This window comes from Demequina sp. (assembly GCF_016278765.1).
Classification (GTDB): domain Bacteria; phylum Actinomycetota; class Actinomycetes; order Actinomycetales; family Demequinaceae; genus Demequina.
The window spans coordinates 42732-64886 of record NZ_JADQBE010000008.1 but is presented as its reverse complement, the minus strand read 5'-3'; the positions used below and the strand labels follow the sequence as shown (position 1 = coordinate 64886).

Genomic DNA, 22155 nt, shown 5'->3' with positions numbered 1-22155 from the left:
ACCAGCGCGGTCGGACCCTGATACGCCCGGGAGGTGAGCCATGTCCGATGCAGTCAAGGTGGTGGCCACCAATCGATCGGCGCGCCACGACTTCTTCATTGAAGACGTCTTTGAGGCGGGCATCGTGCTCACGGGCACCGAGGTGAAGTCGCTTCGGCAGGGCCGCGCCTCCATCGGCGAGGGCTACATCTACATCGATGGCGGCCAGGCGTGGTGCGAGAATATTCACATCCCCGAATACACCCAGGGAACGTGGACCAATCACGCGGTGCGACGCAAGCGCAAGCTGTTGCTTCACCACCACGAGATCGACGAACTTGCGATCCGCACGCGGGAAAAGGGGCACACCATCATTCCCCTGCGCCTGTACTTCCTGAAGGGCCGCGCCAAACTGGAGATCGGGTTGGCGCAAGGTAAGAAGCTGTACGACAAGCGCCAGACGCTTCGCGAGAAGCAGGCCAATCGTGAGGCGGAGCGCGCGATGGCGAGACGCGGGCGCGAGTAGTCTTACGCGCCTGGGCAGTGCGACCGTGGGCTGATACTCGGGAACACGGCATGATGGATTCCATGCGTACTCTTGGCGCCCTTCTTGCCGCCGCCTTTCTGGCCGTGGTCCCCGTCGCAGCAGCGTCGGCCACCTCCAACCCCGACGTTCCGGGAAGAGAGATCACCCGCTGGGATCAGACCTTCGCGCTCAACGCCGACGGCTCGGCCGACGTGCGGCTGGAGATCGACTTTGACTTTGGGAACGATCCCGGCCATGGGCCGTACCTCCTGCTGCCCACGCGCCAGGGGTACGACGACGACTTCGACCGCGTCTACACGTTGTCGCGTTTCAGCGCCTCCAGCCCCACGGGTGCCCCCGCAGGCGTCAATCTCACCGAGGATCGCTACTACACCGAACTGAGAATCGGCGACCCCAACATCGGAAATGTCTCCGGCGTTCAGACCTACGTCATCTCGTACACGGTGGACCGGGTGATGAATGCCACGACGGCCGCCGAGACGGGAGGGAGCGTTGCAGGAGACGAGTTCTACTGGAACGCCGTGGGAGACCAGTGGGTCATCCCGATCTCCCACGCGACCGTCACCGTCGAGTCGCCCGTGGCCGTGACCGATGCGCAGTGCTTTGCCGGTCGCAAGGGCGTGTCCGATGCCTGCTCGAGTGCGTCGGTGAGCGGCGCTACGGCAACGTTTTTGCAGGACTACCTTTCTCCCGGGCAGCCGTTCACCGTGGATGTTCTCTACCCTGCAGGCTCATTCCAGACCACGCCCAACCTCACAGAACACAGTGACGTGAAGCGGGCCTTCACCCTGAACGCCGGAACCGGGGCGGCGACGGCCGGAATTTTGGCAGTGGGCATCTTCGTCCTCACAAGAAGGCTGCGCACCACCGCCGTGGACGAGCAGTACCTGGGGCAGATACCGGGGCTGACTCCGGTTGAAGGCGCGTCGGGCCAGACGGAGCGGCGCGACTACAGGTCGCCGGTGGCAGTGCAGTTCGAGCCGCCGCCGGGGATGCGCCCGGGACAGATCGGAACACTCACGGACGAGAAGGCGGACCCCCGAGACGTGACGGCCACTCTTGTGGACCTCGCGGTGCGGGGGTACCTGCGCATCGATGACCTTGGAGAGAAGAAGTCCGGGCTGTTTTCCAAGGAGCGCGACTACCAATTGGTCCAGTTGCGCCCCAGCGATGCGGCACTGTTCCCATACGAGGCGATGCTGCTCGATGCGCTCTTCAAGGGTCGCACCGAGGTGGCGATGTCCGATCTCAAGACCACCTTTGCGTCGTCAATGTCGTCCGTGCAGAAGCAGTTGTACAGGAACGTCACCAGCCTCGGGTGGTTCCGGGGCAACCCGCAGGTTGTACGCGGATCGTGGGCGGCCGCGGGCCTGGGGCTGCTGGTCGCAGGAGTGTTGGGCACCGTCTGGCTCGCGCAGGGCACGCGCCTGGCGTTGCTGCCGCTTCCGCTGATCCTGCTGGGCGCCATCACGCTCGCGACCACCAGGAACGCGCCGGCGAGAACGGCGAAGGGCACGGCGGCGCTGCAGCAGGCGCGCGGCTTCGAGCTCTACATCTCCAAGGCCGAGGCCAACCAGTTGCGCTTCGAGGAGGGCGAGGACCTGTTCTCCAAGTACTTGCCGTACGCCATCGCGTTTGGCGTGGCCGACAAGTGGGCCAAGAAGTTCGAGGAACTGGCGCGTCAGGGGAAGACCCTTGCCGAACCGACCTGGTACGGCGGATACGCGTATGGCACGTTCTGGCTGTACTCGGCGGGCTTGGGTGCCCGCATGAACAATTTCGCCTCCCTTGCGGACAGCGCCATGACCGCGCCCACGCCTGGCTCCTCGGGGGGCTCGGGCTTTGGTGGTGGCGGCTTCTCCGGCGGAGGCGGCGGAGGCGGCGGAGGCGGCGGCTGGTGATCCGGGCCGCCACCCCACCGATGGCGCTAGATGCGCACGGCTGGGACCGCGGCGACGACCGGGACCGGGTGCTCCCGCTCCAGCTGTGATCCCTCGACATCCACGTTGGGAAGGATGCGGTCGAGCCAGCGCGGCAACCACCATGCGGATTCACCGGCGAGGTGCATGAGCGCCGGCACGATCACCATGCGCACCACGAAGGCGTCGAACAGGACGCCGGTCGCCATGCCTAGCCCCATGGGGCGGATCATGGAAATCTCGGAGAAGACGAAGCCGCCAAATACGGCGGCCATGATGATTGCCGCGGCGGTCACCACCGCGCGCCCGTGGCGCACACCCGCGACCACCGCCTCGCGCGCCGACGCGCCGTGCACGTACGCCTCGCGCATTCCGCTCGTGATGAAGAGCTGGTAGTCCATGGCAAGGCCGAACAGGATGCCGGTCAGGATGATCGGCAGGAAGCTCAGCACCGGCCCTGGATCATGCACCCCGAAGAGGGACGACAGCCAGCCCCATTGGTAGATGGCCGTCACCACGCCGAATGCCGCGAAGAGCGACAGGACAAAGCCGGCCGTCGCCAGCACTGGCACCACGATCGAGCGGAAGACGATGACCAGGATGATCAGCGACAGGCCGACCACGACGGCCAGATAGAGGGGCAGGGCATCCGACAACTTCTGGGAGATGTCGATGCTGCCGCTCGCCTCTCCCGCGACGCCCAGCACGGTGCCGTCCTCCAGTGGCGAGCTGGAGCGCAGCTCGTTCACCAGGTTCGTGGTTTCCACGCTCGACGGACCCGACGAGGGGATCACCTGGAATGCCATGAAACCCCGGTCGTCGGACACGGCGATGGGCGCTACTGCGGCGACGTCGGCATGGCTCATCAGGGCGCCCGCAATGGAGGCCTGCGTGGCGAGCACCTCATCCTGGCTCACGGGCGCGGGAAGGTCGGCTGTCACGAGCATCGTCCCGTTGAGGCCCTCGCCAAAGTTCTGGGCAATGGCGTGGTAGGCGCGGTACTGAGTCGAGTCCTCGGGCTCTTGGGTGCCGTCGGGAAGGCCCAATCGCATCGACATCGCCGGAATGGCGACCAGCAAGAGCGCGATGGTTGCGGCAACACATGACGCAATCGCACGGCCCGTGTGCATGGGTTTCACGGGAGCGGGTGAATGGTGTGGGGCCCCAATGGTGGCGCGCTCGTTCTTGCTCAGCGCGCGCAGGCCAATGAGACCCAGGAGGGCGGGCGTGAGCGTCAGGGCGTTGGCCACCGCTACGGCGACGGAGAACGCCGCAACGGAACCCATGACGCCCAGGAACGGCACCCCTGTGACGTTGAGGGCGACAAGGGCCACCATCACGGTGGCACCCGCGAACACCACCGCGTTTCCAGAGGTGCCGTTCGCGAGCCCCACGGACTCATGCAGGCTCATGCCTGTTCGCAATTGCATCCGGTGGCGGTTGACGATGAACAACGCGTAGTCAATTCCCACGGCCAAACCAAGCATCACGCCCAGCACGGGCGTCACGGACTGCATGTCCACCACGCTGGAGAAAGCGAGCGCTGTCGCCGCGCCCACTCCTACGCCCACGACCGACGTCACGATGGGCTGCAGCGCGGGCAGGATGGCGCGCATCATCACCACCAGCACGATCAGCGCGAGCAGGACGCCCCCAATCTCGCCGACGCCTAGCACGCCGCCCACGTCGGTCACGAGGCCGGCCGAGAAGTTGACGTTGACGCCCGAGATCGGAGCGTTCTGCATACTGTGGACGACCGCATCCTTCGTGGCCTGGGACAGGCTCAGCCCGTCCACGTTGAACGTGACGGCGCCGAGAGCCGTGGAGCCGTCCTTGGCGACGGTGCGGATTTCGGAGGCGTAGTCCGCCAACTGGCGCCCGAGGCCGAGCCGGTCTTCTTGCACCTGCAGGTCCGCGCGACCCTGCTCAAGTTGGGTGCGACCGTCGGATACCTGCGCAAGGCCGTCGTCGATCTGCTGCTGTTGGGCCGCGAACTGGTCCGCCGACGCGTCGTAGACGCCCGCGGCCCGCGCGTTGGCTACTGCGGCGTCGAGTTGCGCTTGACGTGCCTCCAGTTGAGCCTGCGAGGCATCGAGTTGCTGCCCGGTCGCGTCGAGCTTGTCGCGCGCCGCTGACAGTTGGTTGGCGCCGTCGCCGAGCTGCTGAGCCTGTGCCTCGCGCTGCGCTGAGGAATCGAAGGGGTTGAGCACGCCGCTGACGCCGTCGATGGATGTCAAGGAGTCGAGCGCGGCGCCGATCTGTGCGATCTGCTCGTCTGTGAAGGCCGCGCCGCTTTCGGTGTGGAAGACCAAGCGCGCCGTGGCGCCATCGACGCCGGAAAGCTCCTGTGACACCTGTTGCGTCACCCGGTCCGTCTCGGTCCCCGGGATCGAGAAGCTGTCGGCAAGCGATCCGCCAAAGCCGAGGTAGGCGCCGGCGGCCGCGGCCACCGCGACGACCCATGCGGCGATCACGATGAGCGGATGGCGAGACGAGTCGCGACCGATGCGGAACAGGAGTTTGGCCACGTCAAAGCCTTTCTCAGCACAGAGATGAACAGGGGAGCGGCGACGATGCCGCGTCTACTGTAAGCGTGGACAGACAAGGTTTGCAACACGTGTTGGATTTCTTGGGCCTGCTGTGGATAATGGCCCCATGGACGTGAGGGTGGGACGCACGCGAAAGCGCCTGCAAGCGGCGCTCTTCGCCCTCGCGCGTGAACGAGGACTTGAAGAGATCTCCGTCAGCGACATAGCGGAGTACGCGGGGGTGAACCGCAGCACGTTCTACCAGCACTACTCGGACAAAGAGACGGTGCTCGCTGACGCACTTGACGCTCTCGCGGCGGAGGCCGGGGCGCAACTTGAGGCGATCGTCGAATGGACCCTCGTTCCGCCCGCCCCGCTGGTCACCTTTCTTGAGCACGTGGAGGCCAACGCCGACCTTTACCGGGGGGCCTTCTCGCATCCGGGCTCCACGGTTGTGTTGTCACGTCTGAGGGAGAACATCAGCTTGGCGGTCCACGACCTGGCAGATCGGCGTGCCGACCAGACCGTGCCGCTCGACATGGTGGCCGCGGGAGTGGCGGGAACCGTCATCGGGGTGATGTCGGCCTGGATGGCCCGCGATCCTCTGCCGCCCGCCCGGGACGCGGCCGTCTGGATCTGGCTCACCATCTTGGGCCCCCCTCAGGGCGGCGCCGCCCCTGTGGTCCCGCGGGTCGACTGACGCGGCGTCGGTCGCGTTCGGCCCCTGCGACGATGTTGCCCAGCCACCGGTTCAGGGGTCCGATTTCTGGCGCCAAAGGACGGTGTCGGCGGCTTTGGTGCGCCTTCCTGTCCATGCCGACCTCGTCCGACACCGTTGATGCCCACGCCGAGGCCGCACCTCACACGGTAGAACTGGGTCACAAGCGTGTTGTCCGCGGCCCTCACCATCGTGGTGTTGACGGGATCAGAGCTCGGCACCTCGGCGGCGATGATCCTGCGGCTCGGCTCAAGCACGAGGCCGCCAGGGCAATCATCGTCTTCTGGTGTGTGCTTGGCTTCGTCGCCGCGGAGCGCGCAGGTGCTCGTACTACCGAGGACGTATCGGTCTGACACTAGATGCCCTTGACCGCACCGCGTACACTGGAACTACAACTCCACAGGGGATGATCGGTTTCGACGTGTGTTTGTATCGCAGGGGAAGCGGGCCAAGGATGCTGGGTTATCTTGTGAACGCCCCCAGCAAACTATAGGTGCCGATTCTAAGCGCACCGACTACGCCCTCGCTGCTTAAGCGAGCGCAAGGTAGTCCGTCAGCCTAGGTATGTTCTCGACCTAGTTCCTGGCGTCATCTAGAGAACTTGCTGGTTGCTGGTGTCACAGCGGCAACCGGGACTTGCACTGTGACTGGGCCCATCTCACTTGCTCGCCTGATGCGGGTGGGGGGCCGAGAAATAGCTCTCAGGCTGCGCCCGGAGAAGCCCTGCTTTTGGACATGCGGACGCGGGTTCGATTCCCGCCATCTCCACTCATCCCTGCTCGTTGATGACAGCGGCCGCCGCACCCGGTTCGGGTGGGCGGTCGTTGTCGTGTGTGAAGTGATCGCGCCTCTAGGGATCGACTTCGATGAATTCTTTGTGAACGCTACGCAAGGAGGCTTACGCGGGGTCCTCCACTGCCGAAGAGCTCGTTGGAGGTGGCTGACATGATGGCCGAAGAGACCACGCTCGACCAGATGGTTGAACCGTGCCGGGTGGTCGACGCGACCACCACCTGCGCGTGGGTGGACGGGGAGTTCGCTGGCCCGTGGAATGGTTCATCGTTGCTCGTGCGGGCGACCGATGGCAGCATCGGGCTCCTCGGGCGCACCGCATTTCTCTCGCGAATGGCGGGTCGCTACGGCTATGGGAGATCCCTGTGGGGAAGGCGGCCCATCGCCGCTCTCGCGACGTGGGGAGTGCCGGTCGTCCGACGCAGCACCACGACGGTGCAGGCCGCGGCGCTGATTGTCGATAGTGCCCAGGGATACCGAGATCTTCCCGTCGTCGACGACGACGGGCAGCCCATCGGCATCGTGCGACCCATACGTGTCATGCGCGCCTTGGCAGAGCAGACCGCGCAGCGGGCGGCTACCGACGAGTTGACGGGAGTCGCCTCGAGGGCTCGCCTCATCGAGGAACTCGACCACCGCCTAGCCCGGATCGCTTCTGGCGAAGGCGCGGTAGCGGTGGCGTTCCTTGACCTTGACCGTCTCAAGCCGGTCAACGATCTTTATGGCCACACGATGGGAGACGCGCTGCTGAAGTCGGTGGCGCGCAGGCTCGCGCTGGCCATCGGGCCAGAGGGCCTGCTGGGCAGGCTTGGGGGCGATGAGTTCGCGGTGGTGATGTCGCTGAAGACTGCGCCGCAGAGGCGTCTTGAAGAGGAGGCCCTGGCACTCGGAGAACGGCTGCGCGCGGCCCTTGCGCGTCCCGATCCGACGTTGCCAACGCCGGCGGAATCCCGCGCCAGCATCGGAGTGGCCGTGACTTCGGGGCTAGCGGCAGACGGAGGTGCGTTGCTGAAAGCGGCGGACGAGGCGATGTACGCGGCCAAGGTCGCTGGCGGCGATCGGGTCCGGATCGGCGGGGCACTTGGGGGCGTTCGGCACGGCTTGCCCACCGACGACCTTGTGCTCGTCTACCAGCCATTCCTCGACGTCGAGACGGGGCGCGTCACTGCCGTCGAGGCGCTGCTGCGCGCTCGCCAGCCCGACGGCTGTCTCGAGTTCCCTGCGGAGCGGATGCAACAGGTGGCGCGCGCGGGCGCCGCACTGGAACTTGATCGGTGGGTGCTTTCTCAAGCGTGCGCCGCGATGGTCAGGTGGACGGGCAACGCCGACATGCAGGAGCCACCGCGCATCCACGTCAACCTTGCGCCGGAGTCAGTGGGCGCGCCGGTGCTGGCGGACGTGGTGTTGGAGGCCATCGACGACTCCGGCCTGGAGCGCGACCGCGTCTGCCTCGAACTGTCGGAGTACGTGGGCGTGGCCGACCTGGTGCGTGCGACGCCCCAATTGGCGACGCTTGCGGCTGCGGGAATCCGACTTGCGCTGGACGACATCGGTGCGACCCTCGGCGCTTTGAGAATGATTGGAACGTCTCTGCCGATCGAGTGCATCAAGGTCGACAGGTCCGTCATCGAGGGATGCGGCCGCGATGCGCCCTTTGATGTGGAGATGCTGTCGCTCGTGGCGCGCCTCGCGGAGCGCTTCCGGCTCGACGTGGTCGCTGAAGGGATCGAGACGGACGTTGAGGACGATGCGGTGCGCCGCAGCGGAATCCGCCAGGTTCAGGGCTTCCTGCACAGTAGACCGCTCACAGAAGAAGACCTCGTGGACTTCGTGAGCCGACGGGACGTCGCGGGCCTAGGACCCCGTGTCCGGTAATGGTTGGGCTGGCCCGGGGCGGCGGTTAGGCCGGTCCGGGGCCGTGGTGGCGTGCTGAGGGCCGTGCCTGGTGCTGGGCGGCGTCGGCCTCGGCTGCAACAACTTTGGACGCACCGGGACGGCAACGGTGACGCAAGAGGGCGCCACCGCGGTGCTCCATGCCGCGCTCGACGCAGGCATCACCTTCTTCGACACGGCCGACATCTACGGTGGTTGGGGCACGAGCGAGGCGCTCATGGCCGAGGTGCTGAGAACGCGCCGTGACGAGGCCGTGATCGCCACAAAGTTCGGACACGTGGAAATCGAGACGCCACTCGATGAGCGGGGCCCCAAGGGCTCGCGTGCCTATCTTCGCGCTGCGGTTGACGCGTCGCTCACCCGCATGGGAATAGAACACATCGACCTCTTCCAGCAGCACACGCCCGATCCCTCCGTGCCCATCGAGGAGACACTGTCGGCGCTCGCGGAACTCGTGGGCGAGGGAAAGATTCGCGCATACGGCCACTCCCAGTTCACGGCGGAGCAACTGTGGGCGGCCGACCGTGCAGCGGCGGAACTGGGGGTTCCCGCGTTCGCGACCAGCCAGGACGAGCTGAGCCTCGCCGCACGCGCCGTGGAGACAGATGGCAGGCTCGACGCCGCTACCGCGGCTGGCATGGCGTTCCTGCCATTCTTCCCGCTCGCCAACGGCCTCTTTACGGGCAAGTTCACGCGCACCGAGCGGTCGGAGGGAACCCGCATCACTCAGATCAGGCCGCACATCGCCGACGATGCCGACTGGGACGCCATGGAGGCATACCAGGCGCTCTGCGACGGGTGGGGGATTTCGATGCTCGACGCGACCATCGGCTGGTTCCTTGCCAAGCCAGTGGTGGGCTCCGTCATCGCGGGGGCCACCAGGCCTGATCAGGTGACGTCAAACGCCGCAGCTGCCTCGGCGTGGTCTCCCACGGCCGACGACATCGCGGCGATCGACGTACTGTTCCCTGCGGCCTGACCCCTGCCGGGCTAGGCGAGTCCGTGCCTGACGCGGCTCTGCTTCTCCTGAGACTTGAACAGGTTGAACCGAGGCAGGAACTTGTCCCAGTCGATGATGTGAGAGTCAATCTCGGGCCCGTCGATGCAGGCATGCTTGCGCACGGGCCTGCCATCGATCTCGACGGGAACCATGCAGGAGCCGCACATGCCGGTCGCGTCCACCATGATCGAGTTAAGGCTCGCCACACAGGGCACTCCATAGGGCTTGGTGAGGTCACTCACGGCCCGCATCATGAACGGGGGTCCGATGGTCACGACCTCGGCAATCGGGCGTCCCCTGCCCACCTTGTTCGCTTCGAGCATTTCCTCGAGCGGGCCGGTGACGAAGCCCTTGTAGCCGAGCGAACCATCGTTGGTCGCGTAGACCACGTCGAGCAGGTCGCCGTACGTGGCCTTGAGCTCCGTGACGCGTTCACCCTCGCCCACCCAGAACATCAGGTTCTCGCTGCGGAAGCCCGCAATGAGCGTGACGTGGTTGCCCAATTCGAGGTGTTTCCTGGCGATGGGGTAGACGGGGGGTAGACCGAGGCCGCCCGCCGTGAACACCACCGTGGAGTCGTCGGCGTGGCGCTCCACATGGCTGGGGAGGCCGAGGGGCCCCGCGATGCCCGCGAGGGTCTCGCCTACCTCCATCTTGTTCATGAGGATGCTTGAGGTGCCCATGCCCTGGATGACCAGGCAGATGGTGCCGGCCTTCGCGTCCCAGTCAGCCAGTGTGAGCGGAACCAGTTCGCCGCCGTCCCAGGGCAGGACGCGAACGAACTGACCGGCCTCGGCGGTGTCGGCGATGACGGGGGCGCGGACGGTGAACTCGACGATGCCGTCGCTCAACTGCCTCTTGGCCACGATGGTCGAGGCCGTCAGGCTGCGCTGCGTGTATGCGCCGGCCTTGACCACCATGTCGGCAACCTGGTCGCTTGGTACGTCAAGGTCGCCCAGGATCTCCCTCGCCGCGCTCTGACCGTCACCTGCCGCATTGACCGCTGTCGAGCCTCCACGGGCGGCATCGCCGCCGGTGTAGACGCCCTCGAGCGTGGTCTGCTGCGATCCCTCGGTCTCGAGTACGATCGTGCCCCACTTGGACGTTGCGAGGCGCGGTTCGGAGTCCTTGATGATCGGGTTGGAGGCGTTGCCCAGGGCCATGATGACCAGGTCTGCCTTGATGGTCTCGCTCTCGCCGGTACTGACGGGCTTGCGGCGACCGGAGTCGTCGGGTTCGCCAAGTTTCATCTGGTCGACCACTGCCGCCTTGACGAACCCGGTGTCGTCGCCGATGAACTCCGTCGGCGAGGCAAGCTGCTTGAGGGCGATACCCTCCTCCAACGCGTGGTGGAGTTCTTCCACACGGGCGGGCATCTCGGAGCGGCTGCGCCGGTAGACGATCGTGACGTTGCCGCCGAGGCGACGAGAGGTGCGCGCCGCATCCATCGCGGTGTTTCCACCGCCGATGATGAGGATCTCCTTGCCCTTGATCTCGGGCAGCGGGGTCTCGAACTCCTCTTTGAGGCCCTGCATGAGGTTCACCCGCGTCAGGAACTCATTGGCCGACATGACGTTGAGCAGGTGCTCGCCCGGCACATTCATGAAGCGAGGCAGGCCCGCTCCCGTGCCCACGAAGATCTTCCAGAAGCCGGCGTCGCGCAGGTCCTGGAGAGTAGCCGTCTTGCCCACCACAAAGTTCATGACGAACTTGCCGCCCAGCAGGCGGATCTTCTCCACCACATCGTCGATGAGGCCGTTGGGAAGACGGAACTCGGGGATGCCGTAACGAAGCACTCCGCCAAGCTTGTGGAATGCCTCGAATACTGTCACCGGGTAACCCTCAACGGCGAGGAGGTACGCGTTGATCAGGCCGGAGGGGCCGGAGCCGACGATGGCGACAGGCGGCTTGGTGCCCTGCTTCCAGGGGTCCGCGACGCTGGCGAAGCGCTCCTGGTTGGCGTTGGGGTAGAGCAGCTTCTCACGCTGCGGCAGGAAGAACTCGATCTGGCCAATCGACATCGGGACCTTGAGAATGCACGACCCCTGGCACTGGAGCTCCTGGGGGCACACGCGGCCGGTGACATCGGGCAAGGGGTTCGCGTCCTGAATGAGCTCGAGCGCCCCACGGAAATCGCCGTGGCCGATGAGATCGATCATTTCGGGGATGTGGATCCGCACGGGGCACCCGCCGATGCGCACATCCGTCGACTTCTGGAGGGAACCCAGTTCGCACGGGCGCTCCTCGCACTGCTTGTCACGCAGCACCTCGAGCCACACCAGCAGGTCCACCTCGCGCGCGGTGAGCCCCGTCTCCATGTAGCCGAGGTAGCCCTGATTGACGAGCTCGAAGTCCTCGGCCCGCACGTCGGGCTCACGGATGTAGGGCGGGATGGCCACGTTGGCGGGCCACGACGCGGAGAACCCCTCGAGCATCGGGTAGCGCGACGAGAGGACGCGATCCACGGCGCGAATGAACTTACGCTTCTTGCCTACGGGCAGGCCCCAGATGAAGCGCATGAGAACCGTGCTCGCATCACCCTCTCCCAGGAGCACCTTCCACAGCGTCTCGAGGAACTCGTCACTCAGTTCGGGCTGCTCGAACTCCCAGGCCACGGCCGCCACGCCATCGTCGATGAACAGGTCCCGGAACGAGGCGGGGTCTTCCACGAGCCGACGCTTCAGCAGATCGAGCTGTTGCTTGAAGGTCTCCACGCCGACCGACGTCTCCAGGCCCTCGACCTCGTCTGCGGTGGTTTCGAGCGAGCGCTGTGCGTCGAGATAGCGACGCACCTCCTCGTGACGGGTTCCGGTGCCCGCTACGGTGTCGTCGACGATGCTCATTTGATGATCTCCGCGTCACACGAGGCCTTGACCCTGTCAATGCGCTTTTGAAGATCTGGAGTCAACTGGACCGTGTCGAGCGCGCCGGGGACCATCGTCGCGACGGTGCGCGATTCGCCGTCGATGATGACGGTCTTCTTTTCGAAGAACTGGGGAAGTTCCTGGTAGCAGGTGCCGCAGTCATTGCACTTTGGCTCGTCTGCGGGATCCAGGTAGACGGGCCCCGTGCCCTCCTGCGCGACGTCGGCGCACGACGGATCCGCGGCCGTCGCGACGGCCGTCCCGCCACCTGGAGCGCCGGGCGCAGTGCCGCCGCCACGTGGTGCCACCTGGAGCGGCACAGCCGACCGCCCGCGTGCCGGTGCCTTGCTTGAGGCGGCAAGGGCCGACATGGCCGAGGCGATGTCGTCGAGCGAGCTTTCCCGCAGTTGCAGGACCTCCTCATACTGTGCCTTGAGTGCCTCAACCTCGGCGCGGTGGTCGCCTGTGAGTTGGTCTTCGTGTTGCCCGGCCAGGTACTGCAGCGTCTGCCAGAACCGCTTGCGGTCCTCAACAAGGCTGACAATCGCCTCGGAGCACGCCACCTTGATGAGGCGCTTGTCCGCGTCGGTCGCGTACACGAACGGCACGTGACCCTCGCGGTCGGCCAGGCTCATCTCGACGTAGTCGGCGATCGGGGTTGCCGTGACCTCCGCCTCGGACGTCAGCTTCTTGAACTGCTTCTTGAAGCGGACCTCGCCGAGCGCAAACTCGGCGGGCGTGAGGGGGGTGTCCATCAGTTCGAGTTGACCGTTCTCGCCGATGTACTCGATGGTGCTGCTGGTCCACATCTTGCCGGGGTCGGGGTTGCCGTCGAGCGAGAACCGCTCGCGCAGCGTGGTGCCCTTGCTCGGGTCGTGCACAAACAGCGGGCTCATCCTGCTTTCCACTGCGAGTTGTGACCGGGAGTTGGAGAGGTCCTCTGCGATGCCGTTCTCGGTACCGCACGGGGTGTAGATATCCATCACTGCAGCGCCCGACTGATACGCGAGCATCCGCATGGACGTGGTCAGGAAGTGGCCGTGCATGGCGGTCGAGGTCGCGCTCGCGAACACGCCGGGGTGGAACGATGCGAGCAGCGCGAGGTCCTTGCGGCCCTCTTGCTTTCCGCCGTGCGCCTTGCCGAACCTGCTCAGGTCGGCATCTTGGCCGATGAAGCTGGCCGTCGATGCCTGCCCACCCGTGTTCGAGTAGGCGCCCGTGTTCAGCACCAGCATCTTGACGGGGGTGCCGCTCGCGAGCACGCGGGACATCGCCCCAAAGCCGATGTCGTAGCTCGCGCCGTCGCCGCCGATCGTGAGGACGTTCGGCATGAGCTTGCGCTCTTCCTCCGTGAATTCGTGCCACGACAGCGTGCTCAGCTCCTTGCCGTCCACCGCGGGGTCGTAGGCGTCGTCGAGCTCGAGTCGGGCCTGACGGACGGCCTTCACCTCACCCACCTGCTGGGTGGAAATACCCTCGTAGATGCCCGATGCGAGTGGCTGGGCGTCCTGGAACAGGCTGTTGACCCACGGGTCGAGGTACGGCGTGAACGGCATCGTCGATGCGTACACGGACGAGCAACCCGTCGCGTTGGCGACCACGGTGGGAGCGGGGCCGCCGCCGGTGGGCCCTGCCTCGGAGAGGTACAGGGCCTTGTCCAGTTCGACCAACAATCGGCCGAGGCGATCGCGGCGGTCCTTGTCATCGTCAGCGAGGCCGTCACGCTTGGCCTCGACACGCTCGATGAGGTCCTCGAGTTCCTCCACGTACGCGGCGCGACGCTCGTCGCCGAGCGCGCGGCTCATGGAGGTGACGAGCCGGATGGCCGTGACCTCGCCGCAGCCGCGGCAGGCGCCGTGGCCACCCGTCGTGGCGTAGTAGTTGGTGTGATCGAGCAGCATGCGCTTGATGTCGCCGTCGGGGCTCGTGGAGCCCGCGGTGAAGCGCTTGGGGGTATTGGGCAGCGTGCTCATGAAGGTGAACTGCTCTTCGAGCGTGGCCAGGACGTCCTCGGTTTGGTCGACCGTGGTGAGGGCGCCTGCGCCGCACACCTCGACGCACTGGAGGCAGCCCGTGCACTTCCACGGGTCCACCGCCGCGGAGAACAGGCCACCGCTGCCGGGAACTTCCTTCTCCATCGAGTCGAAGAACGGCCGCGTGCGCGCCACGGGGAAGGTCGCCAGAGCGGTGACCATGGCGTCCAGGTGGCGGCGCGTCGACTTGTCTGTGTCGAGTCCCTTTGCTGCTTCCGCGACGACGTCGGCGAAGGTGCGGTCCGTCTTGTCCTGACGGTACGACTCGCGGACGCGCTCGGCCAGCGGGTACACCTGCGCCCGGAGGCCCTCGCGTTGACCCTCTGTCGCGTCGATGCTCGCGATGCCCGCGAGGAGCAAGTCGTGGATCTCGTGAACCGTGTTGGGGATCGCGACGTCGGGGCAGACCATCGCGCAGTCGAGGCAGCCCGTGCACTTGGACGCGTTGAAGATCGGCGCGACGCGACGGAACAGGCCCTTGTCCTTGGACGCACCCGTTCCCACCGGCATGAACATTCCGGTACCAGGCAGAACGGGAGACTCGCCGATGGTGCCCTCGCGGAAGGGGCGCGCCATCAGGTCCTCGTAGTAGGCGGGGTCGAAGAGGTTGCTTGAGCGGGGCTCGGCGGCCGTGGGGCACATCGAGGCGGAAATGGCTCCGGTGCTCAACAAGGGGGTGTAGTGCTTCTTGTCGGCCTCCACGAATTCGGCCGCGTCGTAGTCGACCAGGGCCGTCGCGGCGATGCCATCCTTGATGACGGACATGTTGGCGTCAACCACGGCGTCGCCCTTGCCGCCGAACTTCTTGGCGATCTGGGCGCGCACCTTCTCGAGGATGTCCTCCTCCGAGGCACCCGAAGACACCCGGTCGACGTGGCCAGCCACCGCGCCGATGAACGCGATGCCCATCATGCGGGTCTCAAGCTCGGCCGTCGGCGCGTGCTTCTTTGCCACGGTGAAGGCGTCGACGACCAGGAAGTTGATCTTCTTGTCGCGGATGGTGCGCCGCGCGTAGGACGGCATGCCGCGCCACACGTCGATCGGGGCCAGGTTGGACTGCAGGATGAACGTGCCGCCTTCGACCAGGCCCTTGAGCGGGTTCGTGTGGACGAAGGCCTGGTGGTCGGGGGAGATGACCACCTCGACGTCTTCGAGTTCCGCGTTCGTGAAGAGCACGGGCTCGGGGCTCAGGGTGATGTAGTAGTTGGTGGGCGCGCCGCTCTTCTCGGAGCCGTACTTGGGCGCCGACTTGGAGTGCATGTCGAGCACGCCGGCGAGGATGTCGGTCAGCAGCTTGCCCGTCGCGACCGTTCCGTAGCCGCCCACGGAGTGGAAGCGGATCCGCAGCGCGGACTCGGGGAGCAGGCCCATCGGGTTGTCTTGCGTTTCGAGCGCCATGGCCTCGGTCTCGGGGTATGCCGCACGCAACGTGTCTTCGAGCGCTGCGAGCGTCGGCACCGAGTCCTTGCCAAAGAACTGCGAACCCAGGTAGATGAGGGGGGTGTTCTTGCCGTCGGCCATGTGCTTGAACGCGGCGATCAGGTGACGCGGCTGCACGTCGTGGCCGCCGAGACCGAAGATCGCGGTGGTGAGTGACGGTGTCTGCGCCATCGCTGGGATGCCCGCGTGCTGCGGACGTTCGGCATTGGCGCGGGCCTTGAACAGCGACTGGGTCACGGCGCGGGTCAGGGCGGTTTCGTCAGAGCGCTCAAGAACCATCACGGACTTGGCCGACGCCAAGGCCTCGATGAGTTCGGCCTCGGGGAACGGCTGCAGGGCCTTGACGGACACGACGCCCACCTTGAGACCCTGCGAGCGCAGGTAGGGGAGCAGGGCGCGGACGTCGTCGGTGATCGACCCGAGGCCGATCATGACGTAGTCGGCGTCCTCGCAGTCGTATGCCATGACGGGCTTGTACTCGCGGCCCGTGAGCGCGGCGTACTCCTCCATCGACTGGCGAATGAGCGCGGGCACGGCGTTGGCGAAGTGCGTGCGGTGGTCAACGGCTCCCGCCTGGAAGTCGGGCTGGTTCTGCACGGTTCCGGTGACGCCGGGGTTGTGGAGGTCCACCAGCGCGGGAACCCGCTGCCGGGTGCCCTTCTCGTCGGAGTTGACCCACTGCCGGCGCCACTGGGCCTGCAGTTCAGCCGGGATCCACTCCAGCGTTGCCTGCACCAGGTCTCCCGCAGTGTCCGCCTCGATCGCGTCCGCTGCGCTGGCAAGGTGTTCGCGCACTGCGGCGAGCGCCTCTGCGGTGAAGTCGTTGGCATGCCGGTTCAGGTACTCGTTCAGCTGGAAGACGCGCCCCTTGGCGCCGAACAGCATCTCCTGCGCCACCGTCGGCGACTTGATGCGGCCCGAGGGGTCGCCGAGGTAGTCGCGCAACAGCTCGGGCTCCGGCAGGAGGGCCTCGCTCATCACGTGGCTGGTCGCGAATCCGTCCATCGCGTTGGTGACGGGGATGAGGGATAGCGCCGACGTGCGGTACGAGATCGCGGCGAGGTCGGCGGCTTCCTGGGGGTTGGAGCCGAACAGGATTGTGTAGCCAGACGGCAGCAACGCGTAGACGTCGTCGTGGCCCGCCATCACGTTGAGCGAGTGCTTGGACACGACGCGTGCGGCGACCTGTAGCACGAAGCCGCCGATCTTCTTGCCGACGGTGACGTAGTGAGACTCCATCGCGTACAGGATGCCTTGGCTCGACGAGGCGTTGGAGATGTACTCGCCGCCGGTCAGCGCCGCGCCCAGCGCGCCACTCTGCGCGGAGTGCTCGCCTTCGGTCTCCACAAAGAAGGGGTGCTTGCCCCACACATTGAGTCCGCCGTCCGCGCGCGCCTGCTCAAAGAGCTCCGCAATTTCGGTGGACGGGGTGATGGGATACCCGATGACCCCTCCGCAGACGTGTTTCATCACGTGCGCGACGGCACCGTTTCCGTTGATGACGGTCGGGAGGCCGGGGTACTGGGGCAATGTTGATGTCATGGTGAAGCCTGTTCGGTCCAACGCGCACGAAGCGAACAATGACGAACAGCTCCGAGAGCCGGTGGGGCCTTCCAGGAAGGCGATCCGAGGGCTGCCTCTTCGCGATCCTCACATCCGCATGGAACACCTTCAGGCTAGGTTGCGTGTCCCGAAAAGTGCGTGCCCTTGGTCCCATGTCCAGGGACCTGGTCCCAGATGTAGGGAAGCACCCCAGGTCAGTGCCTCTTAGCCGCGTCCGAGAGCGACGCGCTCGGGACAATCGAACGGGTCACGCGCGGCGAGACCGACGCGGTTGAGGTACTGGACCACGATCACGTAGGACGCGACGAGCGATGTCTCGGTGTAAGGCAGATCCAATTTGGAGCAGTATTCGCGGACGATCTCCCTGGTGCGCAACAGGTGTGGGCGAGCCATGTTGGGGAACAGGTGGTGCTCAATCTGGAAGTTCAGCCCGCCCATGAGGATCGACATGGTCCATCCGCCGCGGATATTGCGGCTGGTCAGCACCTGCTTGGACAGGAAGTCCATCTTGACGTCCTCGGGAACGATCATCATGCCCTTGTGGTTGGGCGCGAACGACGCTCCCATGTACACGCCGAAGACGGCCATCTGGACCCCGAGGAAGGCGAAGGCCATGCCGAGCGGCAGGAACAGGAACAGGGGGACGAGGTACAGGCCAAAGTGCAGTGCGATCGCAGGAAGCTCCGTCCACTTCTGACGGCGCGTGCCCTGGGTGGCGAGTGAGACGACCGACCGGTAGTGGAGGTTGAGCCCCTCCATGGTGAGAAGCGGAAAGAACAGCCAACCTTGGCGCTTCACGATCGACTTCACGATGCCGGTAGCCGTCGCCGCGTCTGCCTCAGTGAACCTGATGGTGTCACTCGCGATGTCGGGGTCCTTGCCCATCTGGTTCGGGTTTGCGTGGTGACGCGAGTGCTTGTTCATCCACCACTGGTGGCTGATGCCGACCACCAGGGTGCTCAGCAGGCGACCCACGCGGTCATTCGCGGGCCCAGACACAAAGATCGCGCGGTGCGAAGCCTCGTGTCCGAGGAAGGCGATCTGGGTGAGGACGACGGCCAACGCGCCGGCCATGAGCAGTTGGAACCAGGAGTCGCCGAGCAGGATGATTCCGGTGATCACGCCGCCCATCGCAAGCGTCAAGATGGTGCCATAGATCGCGTAAAACAGGTAGGAGCGGGCCAGCAAGCCCGTGTCGCGCACGGTGGACGCCAACTCGGTGAACGAGCGGGTCACGTGGTTCACATGCGCCTGGGACGTGGATTGGGACGTGGAAGTCATGCCTCTCCTAAAGTGTCTTGAGGCGGCTTGCCACCTGCGGTTGGAGCCCACGCGCGCGGCGCGACTGGCTTCACCCTACGTGAGCGTAGGTTTCCCGTCACCGGTGTTCGGCAAATACCCCTCCTGTGGGGGATACGCGGTCTCCAGGTAATCTCGACCGGTGAGCATCGCCATCGCAGCCACGCTCGTTGGCCTGGCCGCTCTCGCGTGGAGCGCCGACCGCTTTGTCGATGGTGCTGTGGCGGTGGCCCGCTACTTGGGCATGGCCCCGCTACTCGTCGGCATGCTCGTCATCGGTTTCGGCACCTCCGCCCCGGAATTCGTGGTCTCCGCGTTCGCCGCCGCTACCGGGGCACCCGAGATCGCGCTCGGCAACGCCCTGGGGTCGAATGTGGCCAACATCGGCCTCATTTTGGGGGTGACGGCGCTGCTCACTCCGGTGCTGGTGCACCGTGGCATTGTGCGCAAGGAGCTGCCAGTACTGCTCGGCGTGACCTGCCTCGCCGGCGGCCTCATGCTCGACAGGGAATTGGCGAGGTTCGACGCCGTGGTGCTCGTGGTGGTGCTCGCCGCGCTGGTCGGGTGGTCAATCTGGCAGTCCCGGTCGGTGGCCGACGACGCACTCGCGCATGACGTTGGGGTGGAGGCAGAGTCACACCACCTCACGCGGCGAGCGGCATGGATGTGGCTTGTCGTGGGGATCGTGCTGCTGGTGATGTCGTCACGAGTTCTGGTCTGGGGTGCCGTCGGCATCGCCGAACGACTCGGCTGGTCGGATCTCGTGATCGGCCTCACCGTCGTCGCCATCGGAACCTCCGCGCCCGAGCTGGCGTCGTCGATTGCCGCGGTACGCAAGGGCGAGAACGACCTCGCGCTTGGCAACATCATCGGCTCCAACCTGTTCAACACCCTTGGCGTGATCGGGCTGGCAGGGCTGATCACTCCCGCCGCGGTGCCGCCGGAGCTCATCACCCGGGACCTGCCCGTGGTGCTTGGACTGACGGTGGCGCTGGTGGTGTTCGCGATCTGGCCCGTGGGCAAGGGTCGCGTGACACGGATCGAGGGCGGAGTGCTGGTCGCCGCCTTTGTCACGTACCTGGGCGTGCTGCTCGCCACCGCCTGACGCTCGCCCTTGCGCGAGAACGTGCCCACGAACCCGCCGCCGGCTTCCGGTCTTCCGTATGGAGTGGGGTATCGCACCCGCATCGTGATTTTGGTCCGGCTGCGGGCTACGCTGACGCCATGTCGCTCGACGTCCCCGCCCTCGCGTTGAGGGGCCTACGCAAGCGTTTTGGAAAGACTCAGGCGGTCGATGGCATCGACCTTGACATCCCCGTTGGCTCGTTCTTTGGGATGCTTGGCCCCAACGGGGCCGGAAAGACGACCACGCTGTCGATTGCGACGGGGCTTCTGACGCCCGACGCGGGTCAGGTGTTCGTCCACGGGGTGGACCTGTGGCAGTACCCGGACGTCGCCAAGCCGATGCTTGGGGTGCTACCCGATGGGCTGCGCACCTTCGACCGACTCACCGGCGGAGAGCTGATCTCGTATGCGGGGGTGTTGCGCGGTCTGGACCCTGCGGTGGTGCGGGAGCGACGTGATGACCTCTTGGCTGCGCTCGACCTCGGGAGTGCGGCGGGAACTCTAGTCGCCGACTTCTCGGCGGGAATGGCCAAGAAGGTTGGCCTCGCGTGCGCGCTCGTGCACGCGCCCAAGGTGCTCGTTCTCGACGAGCCGTTCGAGGCGGTTGATCCCGTGTCAGGCGCCGCAATCCGCTCCATCCTCCAAGCCTTCGTGGCCTCGGGAGGCACCGTCGTCATGTCGTCTCACGTCATGGCTCTCGTGGAGCGGTTGTGTGATCGGGTCGCGATCGTCGGTGCCGGCCGCATCCTCACCGAGGGCATCCTCAATGACGTGCGCGGGACCGGCGACTTGGAGGCGCGGTTCGTGGAACTGGTGGGCGAGACCAGTGAGCAGAGGGACCTGTGGTGGTTGCAACAATCCTGAGCCTCAGGTGGCGCATCGTGCGCCACCAGTTCCAGCGTGATCGGTGGCGGCTCCTGTTTGTTGCGGCGGGGGCGATCTGGTCGGTTTCCCTGATCCCGTCGCTGCTGTTCGCGAGCCTGGCGCTGAGCACGCGCACCCCCGACATCAAGCAGGATGCGCTGGTGGCCGTTGGAACCCTTCTCGCGTTTGCCTGGGTCGCGGTGCCGTTGCTGGCGACCGGCGTGGACGACTCGCTCGACCCCGCGCGTTTCGCGCCGTGGGGGATACCTCCGCGCCGTCTCATGCCGGGAATCGTCGCCGCCGCGTTCACGACTGTTCCCGCCCTCTTCTTCGCCGCCGTCGCGGCCGTCATGGCCTCTGCGTGGAGGGGAGAGGCCCACACGACATGGGTCCTGGTGGTCGCGTGTGTGGGCGCGGCTCTGTCGCTGGCGACCTGGGTCGCGTCCGCGCGGCTGGCGGCACTGTGGGCCACCCGCTTGCTCGCGACGCGCGCCGCGAAGGCGGTGCTGGCTGGACTCGCGATCGCCGCGCTCGCGCTGGTGGGTGCGACGATCTCCGTGGTGCGCGCCGATGGCCTCGATTCCTTCCTCGGCGGCGAGGTTGCGACGGCGTTAACGGCGCTTGCCCGCACGCCGTGGGCGGCCGGATTCGCGGCGCCAAGCGCCGTGGCGATGGGCAACCCGTGGGGCGCCGTATGGCGACTCGCGATGGTGGCGGCGTGGCTCGTGACGCTGCTGGCGGCGTGGCGTTCCGCGGTGGAGCACTCGCTCGTGAATCCGGTATCGCGATCGGGAGGACCCATGCGCACGAGCGACAACATCCTCGCCGCCGTGGAGCGAAGGATCCCCGGGTGGCGAGCGACGTCCACCACGCGCGCCGTGCTCGCGCGCTCCGCCAGGTCGTGGCGGATCGACCCCAGATATGTCGCCCAGGTGGTCGGCGCCGTGGCCATGCCGACGTTCTTGGGTGGCGTCGCGGTGGCCGCACTGGGTTCGCGCGGGCCGTGGCTGTTCGCTGTGCCCATCGTTCTGGCAGTCACCATCGGGTGGGGTCGTCACAACGACCTCGCCTACGACTCCTCGGCCGTGTGGCTCGACATCGTCTCCGGCGTGCGCGGCGCCCAGATGACTCGGGGGCGACTGCTTGCGACGGCGGGATGGGCGATGCCGGCAGTGGCGGCGATGTGCCTCGTCGCCGCAGGTGTCACGGGACGCTGGGCGGCTTTGCCGTCGGTGTCGCTCGTCGCGATCGGGGTGCTGGGAGTCGGCCTCGGCATCGCCGCCGTGTCATCGATCCTGCTGCCCTATCGGGTTCCCGCCCCGGGCGAGAGTCCGTTTGGCGCGGAGACCGGCTCGATCGGCGCGAGCCTTGGCGCCCAAGCGGCGTCGTCTCTCGTCACCGGGGTGGCCGTCCCCATCGTGGTGGCCCCCTTGGTTGCCGCCTTCGCGTGGGGCGGGCCGTGGTGGTTCGTGTCGGCGGTGGTGGCTGTGGTGTGTGGCGTCGGCGGCGTGTGGGGCGGGACCCGCATCGCCGGTGCGCTGTACGAGAGACGCCAGGGTCGCCTGATCGGAATGATTTCTTAAGGCAGCTC

Annotated in this window: 13 protein-coding genes and 1 other RNA gene; 10 read left to right on the top strand and 4 right to left on the bottom strand. The window is 66.3% G+C overall.

What is annotated here, in order from left to right:
* Window positions 1-40 precede the first annotated feature (40 nt).
* Window positions 41-505 carry an SsrA-binding protein SmpB gene (gene smpB, locus QZZ29_RS01440; RefSeq protein WP_291380820.1) on the top strand — a complete coding sequence of 155 codons (465 nt, stop codon included), beginning with the start codon at window positions 41-43 and terminating at the stop codon, window positions 503-505.
* Window positions 506-567: 62 nt separating this feature from the next.
* Complete coding sequence (locus tag QZZ29_RS01435) at window positions 568-2427, top strand: DUF2207 domain-containing protein (RefSeq protein WP_291380817.1); 1860 nt, start codon at window positions 568-570, stop codon at window positions 2425-2427.
* Between the two features lie 26 nt (window positions 2428-2453).
* Here QZZ29_RS01435 and QZZ29_RS01430 read toward each other — a convergent pair whose 3' ends face one another.
* Window positions 2454-4973 carry an MMPL family transporter gene (locus QZZ29_RS01430; protein ID WP_291380815.1) on the bottom strand — a complete coding sequence of 840 codons (2520 nt, stop codon included), beginning with the start codon at window positions 4971-4973 and terminating at the stop codon, window positions 2454-2456.
* Window positions 4974-5100: 127 nt separating this feature from the next.
* On the opposite strand from QZZ29_RS01430, the gene QZZ29_RS01425 reads away from it, so the two are divergent.
* From QZZ29_RS01425 to QZZ29_RS01405, 5 genes are all read left to right on the top strand, one after another.
* Window positions 5101-5673 carry a TetR/AcrR family transcriptional regulator gene (locus QZZ29_RS01425; protein ID WP_291380814.1) on the top strand — a complete coding sequence of 191 codons (573 nt, stop codon included), beginning with the start codon at window positions 5101-5103 and terminating at the stop codon, window positions 5671-5673.
* Between the two features lie 113 nt (window positions 5674-5786).
* On the top strand, window positions 5787-6044 hold the full coding sequence (locus tag QZZ29_RS01420; protein ID WP_291380812.1) for a hypothetical protein: 258 nt from the start codon (window positions 5787-5789) through the stop codon (window positions 6042-6044).
* A 49-nt stretch (window positions 6045-6093) separates the two neighbouring features.
* Window positions 6094-6462: a transfer-messenger RNA gene (gene ssrA, locus QZZ29_RS01415) on the top strand.
* A gap of 174 nt (window positions 6463-6636) precedes the next feature.
* Window positions 6637-8358, top strand: a complete 1722-nt coding sequence (locus QZZ29_RS01410) for an EAL domain-containing protein (RefSeq protein ID WP_291380811.1) — start codon at window positions 6637-6639, stop codon at window positions 8356-8358.
* Window positions 8359-8428: 70 nt separating this feature from the next.
* On the top strand, window positions 8429-9355 hold the full coding sequence (locus QZZ29_RS01405; RefSeq protein ID WP_291380809.1) for an aldo/keto reductase: 927 nt from the start codon (window positions 8429-8431) through the stop codon (window positions 9353-9355).
* Window positions 9356-9366: 11 nt separating this feature from the next.
* Here the strand turns inward: QZZ29_RS01405 and QZZ29_RS01400 are convergent, their stop codons facing one another.
* The 3 genes from QZZ29_RS01400 to QZZ29_RS01390 all read right to left on the bottom strand — a co-directional run bounded on the left by QZZ29_RS01400 (window position 9367) and on the right by QZZ29_RS01390 (window position 18557).
* Window positions 9367-12219 carry a sulfide/dihydroorotate dehydrogenase-like FAD/NAD-binding protein gene (locus QZZ29_RS01400; RefSeq protein ID WP_291380807.1) on the bottom strand — a complete coding sequence of 951 codons (2853 nt, stop codon included), beginning with the start codon at window positions 12217-12219 and terminating at the stop codon, window positions 9367-9369.
* Entirely contained in the window at window positions 12216-17255 is a 5040-nt protein-coding gene (locus QZZ29_RS01395) for a 2-oxoacid:acceptor oxidoreductase family protein (RefSeq protein ID WP_291380806.1), read from the bottom strand. Before QZZ29_RS01395 ends, QZZ29_RS01400 begins: the two co-directional genes overlap by 4 nt.
* 225 nt (window positions 17256-17480) lie before the next feature.
* Entirely contained in the window at window positions 17481-18557 is a 1077-nt protein-coding gene (locus tag QZZ29_RS01390; protein WP_291380804.1) for an acyl-CoA desaturase, read from the bottom strand.
* 160 nt (window positions 18558-18717) lie between these two features.
* Between QZZ29_RS01390 and QZZ29_RS01385 the strand changes: the two genes are divergently transcribed.
* From QZZ29_RS01385 to QZZ29_RS01375, 3 genes are all read left to right on the top strand, one after another.
* Complete coding sequence (locus tag QZZ29_RS01385) at window positions 18718-19680, top strand: calcium/sodium antiporter (RefSeq protein ID WP_291380802.1); 963 nt, start codon at window positions 18718-18720, stop codon at window positions 19678-19680.
* Between the two features lie 119 nt (window positions 19681-19799).
* Window positions 19800-20564 carry an ABC transporter ATP-binding protein gene (locus tag QZZ29_RS01380; protein ID WP_291380801.1) on the top strand — a complete coding sequence of 255 codons (765 nt, stop codon included), beginning with the start codon at window positions 19800-19802 and terminating at the stop codon, window positions 20562-20564.
* A complete protein-coding gene (locus tag QZZ29_RS01375; RefSeq protein ID WP_291380800.1) occupies window positions 20546-22147 on the top strand; it encodes a hypothetical protein in 1602 nt (533 codons plus the stop codon). Before QZZ29_RS01380 ends, QZZ29_RS01375 begins: the two co-directional genes overlap by 19 nt.
* The last annotated feature ends 8 nt before the right edge of the window (window positions 22148-22155 follow it).